General features: G+C 46.2%; 7 protein-coding genes. 4 read left to right on the plus strand and 3 right to left on the minus strand.

Annotated elements, in window-relative coordinates:
• The first annotated feature begins 137 nt into the window (after positions 1–137).
• From CMO31_01085 to CMO31_01095, 3 genes are read left to right on the plus strand one after another with little or no spacing between them, the layout of a single operon-like run.
• The gene (locus CMO31_01085; GenBank protein ID MAZ52592.1) at positions 138–1,934 is read left to right on the plus strand and encodes a hypothetical protein; all 1,797 of its coding nucleotides are present in this window, start codon (positions 138–140) and stop codon (positions 1,932–1,934) included.
• Between the two features lie 14 nt (positions 1,935–1,948).
• On the plus strand, positions 1,949–2,989 hold the full coding sequence (csaB, locus tag CMO31_01090) for a polysaccharide pyruvyl transferase CsaB (GenBank protein MAZ52593.1): 1,041 nt from the start codon (positions 1,949–1,951) through the stop codon (positions 2,987–2,989).
• Positions 2,986–3,756 (plus strand): hypothetical protein, encoded by a 771-nt coding sequence (locus tag CMO31_01095; GenBank protein MAZ52594.1) that lies wholly within the window; start codon positions 2,986–2,988, stop codon positions 3,754–3,756. The genes csaB and CMO31_01095 overlap by 4 nt, the downstream gene beginning before the upstream one ends.
• A gap of 30 nt (positions 3,757–3,786) precedes the next feature.
• Here the strand turns inward: CMO31_01095 and CMO31_01100 are convergent, their stop codons facing one another.
• From CMO31_01100 to CMO31_01110, 3 genes are all read right to left on the minus strand, one after another.
• The gene (locus CMO31_01100; GenBank protein ID MAZ52595.1) at positions 3,787–4,362 is read right to left on the minus strand and encodes an NUDIX hydrolase; all 576 of its coding nucleotides are present in this window, start codon (positions 4,360–4,362) and stop codon (positions 3,787–3,789) included.
• Positions 4,363–4,554: 192 nt separating this feature from the next.
• Complete coding sequence (locus tag CMO31_01105; protein MAZ52596.1) at positions 4,555–5,802, minus strand: hypothetical protein; 1,248 nt, start codon at positions 5,800–5,802, stop codon at positions 4,555–4,557.
• A gap of 32 nt (positions 5,803–5,834) precedes the next feature.
• Positions 5,835–7,274 (minus strand): magnesium chelatase, encoded by a 1,440-nt coding sequence (locus tag CMO31_01110; protein ID MAZ52597.1) that lies wholly within the window; start codon positions 7,272–7,274, stop codon positions 5,835–5,837.
• Between the two features lie 618 nt (positions 7,275–7,892).
• Here CMO31_01110 and recA point away from each other — a divergent pair.
• Positions 7,893–8,931, plus strand: a 1,039-nt coding sequence (recA, locus tag CMO31_01115) for a recombinase RecA (GenBank protein MAZ52598.1), incomplete at its 3' end; no start/stop codon positions are given.

The following is an 8,931-nucleotide window of genomic DNA, read 5'->3' on the forward strand; positions in this document are numbered from 1 at the left end:
CAGTGTTGCCGCTGGATCATACTTACGACATGTATAGGACAAATTTTCTTTTTCAAACTGAATATCTCACAAAGCTTTCTTTGGCAAGAAACTAGGTCTTGAAGTAAATGTTGAAACGTCTACTCTGGGGCATCACTGTGCTAAGTCTTATACCGGCCATGTTTCTTGTTATCCGCAGAGGTCAATCTGAGCACCGGCAATTAATGGTGTCTATTGTCATGGATGAACAAGCCCTAGCAGAACAAGCTAATCTGCTTGGGACAACTAGCTTCAACCTAGCCCTTCGTTATCAAAAGTTAGGTCTGAACGGAATAGCTCTTTACGAGGATACTGTCGAGTCTTTAGTCTTAAAAGGCCGTGTGGGCATTATGCTTGGTCATGAGGTCAAATTACTAGATGTAGGAAACAATACCCTCTCAACTGAGATATCACCGAACAGTACCCTCTTAACTGAGATAGAACCCGGCTCCCTGAGCAATTTACTTCTCCAGAATTACCCAAAGCCCCTCGAACTACAGATTGACCAAAGAACTTGGTACGTGTACCCAGGAAACGACATGATGTCACGCCCTGCTGGGTATAATCTCTCTGAAATTAACCGCTGGTCTGAAGCTAACTTCGACATAGCCTATAGGCCCCGAAACTTCCCAAATTTAACCGTGGAACAATCAGGGTTTCCCGAAAAGGCCAAGTACCTAATCTATGTCACCGGAGTAGTGGGTCACCCCAATCACCTAGAAAAGACTGTGCTTGCGTCACAAAATTACCTGACAGCAATTATCGAGGGAACTGAACAGCCCGGCATGAATACTATTTTTTCTAAAGTTCCTATTGTGCGGCTCCTAAGCTTTAATCAGGAATATCTTAATCGGCGGCTTCTTCCAGACCAGGTTGTTGCCAAATATCTTCTAGCGGCAAACGAACGTGGAGTAAAACTCCTTTATTTGCGCCCTTATACAGAGGGACACTTTGGCGACATGGTGGAGAATACTGAAAGCCTTATCGGTAACCTCCGTCAGTCGGTGGAAAATGACGGCTTTCAGGTTGGGACCTTATCAGCCAATGTCATTAAATATAATCCTGTTGAGTGGTTGCGAACCCTTGCTGGCATAGGAGTACTTGCTAGCCTGGTCCTTCTTGCACTTCTCTACCCTGGAATTTGGGGCCCAACTATCTCCTTAACTGTTCTCGGTGCAGGCATTGCGATTGGCGGCCTTGATTGGGGTGCTCTTGCCCTAATAGCCGCCCTTACATTCCCTGTACTAGGTTACACGTATATACGAGACCACTTAACAAGTGTAGGTCTAGCTACCCTAGTTAGCCTTTCTGGCGTTGTACTCATGGTGGCCGTTGGTAGTGACCATGATGCGATGTTAGCGGTTAAACCTTTTGCCGGTGTTGGTGCGACGCTCATCGTGCCACCATTACTATTTATTTTCCACTATGCCCTTCGTTTTAAACCAGCAGCTGGCTGGGTAAAGACTATCTGGACCTATCAACCACGTGTTGGGGACTTAATCGTCTTTACTTTGGCAATTATTGCTCTGATGGTTGTGTACCTGCGTCGTGGAAACTTCCCCTTGATCGGGGTTAGTAACTTTGAAGTATCGGTACGGGATTCGTTATCCGGCCTATTTGTTCGACCTCGCTTTAAAGAAATAATAGGGCATCCTCTTGCGGTGCTCGGACTCACCAACAAAGGATGGTCTATTGGGGTGCGTGGTGGCCTTATGACTGGTGGCGTAATTGCCCAAGCTAGCATCCTTAATAGCTTTAGTCATTACCACACTCCACTCTTAATCTCGCTCCAAAGATCAATCTTAGCTTTAGTCTTAGGAATAGCTCTAGGGTTAGCCCTAACTCCGATCATCAAACTCCTCGCGCGCCTCATAAGCTTCTGGCTCCGAGATGCAGAGCCTGAAGCGCAGTGTTGACTACAAGCTAGCTTATGAAACTACTGTTAAGCGGTTATTACGGATTCGGAAACATAGGTGACGAAGCCATTCTTGCGGGTATACTTACCAGTCTCAAGGGTCGCCATGAGATTACTGTTTTATCTAACGACCCACGGTCTACATCCTATCTGCACAAGGTAAAAGCTGTCCACAGATACTTAGGAGCACTAAAGGCCTTATTCGAATGTGACGTACTTATCTCTGGCGGAGGGGGGCTCCTACAGGATGCGACAAGCCGGAGAAGCTTGATCTATTATTTGGGCCTCATAAGATGGGCACGCAAGCTTGGCAAGCGGACCATTATCTTCGGACAGTCCCTTGGGCCGCTGAGCAACCAAGGCCTTAAGGCAATACAGAGAGAACTCCGGGGCATACCAACGGCTGTCCGAGACATTCAATCTCGTAAACTGCTAGCAGACTTAGGTATTCACGCTGAATTGACCGCTGATTCTGCATTGCTCCTTTTTAATCCTCTCCTTAAAAATATTGCAAGACCGAGCTCTCAGATAAGCCCAATCCTTCTAGTCCCTCGAGGGGGTCATTCAGATCTTACAGAAGTTCTAGCAGCCGTCGGGTCAAAGCTAGCTGCTGATGGCATTCCACTCGCTACATTAGCTCTCCACTCGAAACAAGATACCCCGGAAGTAGTCCTTCTACGCGAGCAAGTGCCCAACCTTGCACTTTGGTCAGCTAACAATCATTGGGAAGCTTTAAACAAGATTTCTTCAGCTGGTTTCATCATCTCGACACGTCTTCACGGTCTGATTTTAGCGGCGGTTGCTAATCGGGGATTTGCTGGACTAGTATATGACCCAAAAGTTGCTGGGTTTCTTAGTGAAGCTGGCGCCCCGGCCTTTCACCGTCCTATCGATTTAGACAGCCTTTTATTACTTGCCCACAATCGCCCCAAACCCCTACCTGAAAACCTATCTACCTTGACTCAAAGGGCCCATGCTGGAATCCGATGGCTCGAGAAGATGATCTCTGCTCCCTCAACTACAAGAGGCGATAAAGGCCCGAGCATAGTTCCATGAAACGATTAGCAGCTCTTCTGACACTTTTATTTTCGCTACTCTTCGTAAATGCGGTAGGGACACAAGAACCTTTTGAGAAAATGTACGAACTGCTTAACCGGGGTTACTATAATTCTGCGATACAGATCAATGGCCCAGCACTAATACGTACCTTTCCTAATCACTCCGAAGCTCACTATCTATTTGCTTACGCTCTGTACTTTGCGAACCATCCATTAGAATCGCGGGAGGAACTCAACCTTGCGACTCAGCTTAAACCCGATAGCGATCCTCGTTTCTACCATTTAGACGGTCTTATCGCTGCTACAGAAGGTAACGAAGAGGTAGCTCTCACAATGCTCCGGGCCGCTTTCGACGGTGCTAAAACTTATAAATATGCGATGGACTGGGGAAGAATAGCTTGGGAATCAGGTTCGTATGAAGAGGCTCTTGAAGCCTACGAAAACGCGGCTCAAACTCAATCAGGTCATAAAGAGCCCTGGCCTAAGCTCAACAGAGGTAGGATACTTTCCTATCTAGGCCGCCATGTTGAAGCTATTCAAGCCTTCCATGACTCCATAAAATTATTAGAAAAAAACGATCTGGGTAACCAGCGTTCCCTACTAGCCTATGTCGAAGCATACTTTCGACTTGGCCTGACCCACGAAATACTCGGTAACATTAGTGAAGCTAATGCCTACTACCAGTCCGCACATTCCGGTGACCCTATGTACGAACCTGCACTCGAAGCTATAAATCGTCTGAACTCCAAATCAACACAGCCTTGATCAAATCCTTAATTGGTAATTTTGCGTGAATCATTCAGTTCGATTCAAAAAATCGAAAGCTAATCGTGACCACCCCTCAAGCCGCTCTTGCTGCTTTCTTACCGTGTTCCATTCCACAAGCTGCCCAGCTAACTTTTCAGTCTCACGAACTCGTACATCTTCGAAAGTATGGACTCGATAGAGCAACCCGGTGTGAACTAAACTAACTGAACCTTCGCTACTGTGAATAAGGCCCAACACCTTACTACAATAAGCGCCAATATATAGTTCTTCTTGTAGCTCACGAATCAGCCCTCCTTCAAATAGATCCCTGGCGTTCGGGTGATTGGAGGGATTGATATGACCTCCCAAACCGATTGATAGTCTGTCGTGTAAGCGCGTCTCCGTGCCCGCACGGAGACGCTCCACCAATAGGATCCTGTCCTGTCTTGTCACGACTGCGTAAGGGATTATTTGTCGCCAGTATGGGTCTTCCTCAACCTCGTCACGAATACGGAACTCGCCAACTTCAAGAAGTCGATTGTATTCAGTCTCATCGAGCGGTATAACTGCCTCTCGCGGTTTGGCAAGTTCGGTGGCGGCAACACAATAGACTAATTCTGACATACCAATTCACCTACCAAAACCGTAACCTCCTGCTTAATTGACCCTCTTGGTGTATCCCCACCACAAGAAGCACGAATCAATATGGTCATCATGGGTATCCCACAAACAGAATTTCTCGCCAATCTCGCGAGCAGAAACGTGTATTCCTTTATCGTCTCCCCTATACACTGCCAGCCAAATAGGAACACGGCTTCAATTAACCAATTCAGTACGACGAGCCTGAAAATCCTGGAGTACGTAACGACCTACTGTATGTGGTGAAGTGAAATATGCCTTACCTTTAGTCATATCGGATACCCGCTGTACAAATGCTATAAGCTCTTGATCCCGGGCAAGCATAAACGTATTAATCTGGATTCCTTGTCGTCGACAATTTCCTACTTCACGAAATGTAGAGCCCATGACTAAAGGATCAAGGCCATAGGAGTTCTTATATATTTGCCCATTAGGAAAGGTCATTGCTGATGGCTTGCCATCAGTTATCATCACAATTTGTTTCATTTCTTTGTCCTGACGTTTTAGTATCCTTTGTGATAATTGAAGTCCAGCAGCAGTATTGGTGTGGTAAGGACCCACCTGCGCTTGCGCTAAGTTAATTAGAGGTATCTCCTCAGCAGAGTTGTGGAACAAAACAAAACTAATCTCATCCCCAGGGAATTGTGTACGAATAATATGGGCTAGGCCCAAGGCGACCTGTTTAGCTGGAGTAAACCTATCTTCGCCGTACAGTATCATTGAGTGAGAGCAATCAAGCATCACCACAGTTGCGGCTGAGGTGTTAAATGTCGCCTGATTGACTTCTAAATCACCATAATCCAGGGTTAGCTTGCTATCCTTCAAGCCTCGAGCAGCTGACTTTTTCAATGTCTCAGAGATATTAATATTCATTGCATCTCCGAACTCATACGGCTTAGATTCAGCAATCGTCTCAATGCCAGTTGCCTGGCGTTTTGTTTCATGTGCACCAACTGTAGAGCGACCAGCTCCCCCAAGTACATTGCGGTACATGCGATAACCAAGAAAGTCAATGGCCTTACTGGTCAGGCTAATCTTTGTCTGATCATGGCTGGATTGGAGTCCTCTACTTCCAGCCTGGTTGGTGACGCTAGAGGCATTACCACTACTTGTCGACATCAAATATCCGGCTTGAATGAGACGTTTCGCCAAATTCCTCACGTCATCACCAAGGGTAGACTCCATCCAATCTTCAGCTTTTGTCGCTTGCTCGAGAACCTCTTGGGGAACAAGTTCATTGCGAATTAGCGCCTCAGCAATAGCATTGTATAAATCCTGCATCGTTTGCTGATAATTTGGATCAGGATCCCAAGGGTTTCGGTGGAAACCTGACTCCAACAAACGCCTTTGAATCATCTCCATAAGTTCATCGGTGTCGATATCATTTAAGCTAGCCTCAAATTTAGAGTAACGGATTGTTGTCACTACTCATCCCTCCAAACCAAATATCGAGACTCTTAATTCCAATTGGTCTGATTCGATTCTCGTTCAGCTTCTGGGCCGAGACTGACGTAGCCTCGTTCCTGACTCCTACCAATTTGTTTACGCGCACATAAACCTTCGAGTACAAACTCAGCTACAACAGCTACTTCGTTTATATCAGCACTAGTAGAAACAATTGCCTGCGACACCTCTATCAGTCCAGGAATTTTTTCGAACAGTTTAGATAAGCCTCCAATCGCACCTGTGGTGGGAACCCTTAACGAGTTGTCATCCTGAAAGTATCCAACAATTTCAGAGGTATCTATATTGTTAAGCCATCGGGCAAAAACTTGTCCGATGGCTTTCTGGACGATCGCCTTCGCAACGAACTCGCCACCTTTAAGTTCGCCTTCATATTCAAGCTCAATCTTACCCGTAATAGCTGAAAGAGCTTCGTGCAAATCTGAAGTACGAATCATTGGCTCCATCTCGTTATTTTGAAAAGCTCGCTGCTCAGAATTGGAAATTACGTTTTCCATAAGACTTATGGCCAACCGCTGAGACACCCCAGAATGCTTATCAACTCGGGAATCATCACGAGCCTGGAAACCAACCTCTTCGATAATCTCAGCAATGAACTCTGGCACTCTTACTTCAACACCTCGGTTTAACCAAGCCTCCTGCTTAGTAATTTGCATCCCCTCGTTTAAGGTGTTTGGGTAATGAGTTCTAATCTCGCTGCCTACCCGGTCTTTTAAGGGAGTTATGATTTTCCCACGAGCAGTATAGTCTTCAGGATTGGCCGAAAAAACCAACATTAAGTCCAATGGAAGTCGCATTGGGTAACCCTTGATCTGAACATCTCGCTCTTGCATGATATTGAACAGTGCTACCTGCACTTTTCCAGCGAGATCAGGCAACTCATTCATAGCAAATATACTCCGGTTGGCTCTAGGTAAAAGGCCATAGTGAATACTTCGAGGGTCGCCCAAACCAACCCCAAATTTACTCGCCTTTATCGGATCAATATCCCCAACAACATCAGCAACCGTTACATCAGGAGTGGCTAACTTTTCAATGTAACGAACCTCCCTGGGAAGCCAACTAATAGGCGTAGAATCTTCCTTCTCTTGTAATATCTTCTTTCCTTCGATACTAGCTGGGAAAAATGGATCATCATTTATCTCACTGCCACTAATCACAGGCAACTCGGGGTGTAAAAGTCCAATAAGTTGGCGAAGAATACGTGTCTTTCCCTGGCCGCGTAGCCCAAGTAAAATAAAATTATGCCGACTCAGAACAGCGTTAACAATTTGTGGAATTACCGTATCCTCGTAGCCTATAATCCCTGGTAGAATCGTTTCCCCAGCTTGTAACTTACGAATAAGATTACCGCGCATTTCATCTTTTACACTTTCACCGGCGCGGACTGACCACTCAGTCGAGCGGAGTTCCCCTAAAGTCGAAGGTTTCATATTAAGATCACTAAAACAAAGTGGTATCTCGCAAGTTCCATAAGCCGCATGCTAGCACCATCTTCTCAATACGCTGTGTACTTAACACCTACATGTCGACCCGACCACTTCCTAATTCTCTTCAAATAGCTTCGCAACTTTAAGCCGGTTACACATAAAGGCAATGAAAGCATCAATTTAAGTTGTTTAAACCTTAAGCTGCCATATTTTAACGATCTCATAAAACATTCGGAATTAAAATTGTCACCCACCCCTGTTCTTCAAGGGGATGGTTCGACCGGCGTGGTACCATAACCCAACGGTAGTTTAGCTGCCCTGGAGATTCCGGAAACCCCTNATTTGGGTTACCCGGACCGGTCCTGCATCAACAGGTAAGGGTTAGGTTGGACTTTTGATAGTTATCTCGGACTTGCGACTAGCAGTGCAGCAAGTCCAAGCGGAAAGGATGAGGGAAGCAAATAGGAAGTTTCCTATTTGCTCTAAATTCAGACAGGTCGGAAGTCCATGAAGACTATACTTTAAGGGTGTTTAGGAAAGTATAGATGGGACAAAGTTTTCCACTCTCGACACCCTCATTTTTTTTGGTGCAGCTGCGCTGATTCGGAGGCGAAGTAATCGATGAGTCATCAAAGACAAGAATCTTTAGACGCCACCATTATGCAAATTGAAAAGCAGTTTGGTAAGGGTGCGATTATGCGCCTTGGGGACGAGGATGCGCCTCTGACGGCCAATAGCATTAGCACTGGCAGCCTCAGCGTTGACCTTGCCCTTGGTGTTCTTGGTGTGCCTCGTGGACGCATTGTTGAGATTTACGGTCCAGAAAGTGGCGGCAAAACCACGCTGAGTCTCCATATAGTTGCTGAAGCCCAGGCAGAGGGCGGCGTAGCTGCTTTTGTAGACGCGGAACACGCACTTGATCCCACCTACGCGCAAGCTATCGGAGTGGACACGGAAAATCTTTTGGTGAGTCAGCCCGATACTGGCGAGCAAGCTCTTGAGATCACTGAGCTTCTTGTGCGCAGTGGAGCAGTAGACGTTATCGTTATCGATAGCGTAGCTGCTCTTGTGCCTCGGGCCGAGATTGAAGGAGAGATGGGCGATAGCCACATGGGCCTCCAAGCTAGACTTATGAGTCAGGCTCTTAGGAAACTCACGGGCGTCCTAGCCAAAAGTGGTACTACCGCTATATTCATCAACCAGATTCGCGAAAAAATTGGTGTGGTCTATGGTAATCCTGAGACTACCCCAGGGGGTCGAGCTCTAAAATTCTACTCCAGTGTTCGGCTTGAAGTTAGGCGCAAGGGGGATGTAAAGAACGGAATTGAGAAAATCGGTAATCGGGTTAGAGTGAAAGTTACCAAAAACAAGGTGGCGCCACCATTCAAGGAAGCTGAAATCGACCTCATGTTCGGCAGGGGCATCGACAAACAAGGTGATTTAATACAAATTGCAACCGATTTAGACGTCATTCAGAAAAGCGGCAGTTGGTACAGCATTGATGGCGAGCGCTTAGGCCAAGGTAAGGAAAAAACGGTAGAAGCTCTGAATGAAAAACCTGACCTCTTGGCCAATATTAGAGAGCAGGTACTAAAAATAGTTAGACCGAAACCTAATGACCAACCAGATTCACCAAGAACCACCACAAACAAACTAGACC

This window comes from Trueperaceae bacterium, from assembly GCA_002707365.1.
Classification (GTDB): Bacteria; Deinococcota; Deinococci; order Deinococcales; family Trueperaceae; genus UBA6957.

Excerpts from the sequence above, each read along its gene's own strand:
- CMO31_01100 (MAZ52595.1), bottom strand. The coding sequence starts at position 4,362 with ATGTCAGAATTAGTCTATTGTGTTGCCGCCACCGAACTTGCCAAACCG.
- CMO31_01110 (MAZ52597.1), bottom strand. The coding sequence starts at position 7,274 with ATGAAACCTTCGACTTTAGGGGAACTCCGCTCGACTGAGTGGTCAGTC.
- csaB (MAZ52593.1), top strand. The coding sequence starts at position 1,949 with ATGAAACTACTGTTAAGCGGTTATTACGGATTCGGAAACATAGGTGAC.
- CMO31_01095 (MAZ52594.1), top strand. The coding sequence starts at position 2,986 with ATGAAACGATTAGCAGCTCTTCTGACACTTTTATTTTCGCTACTCTTC.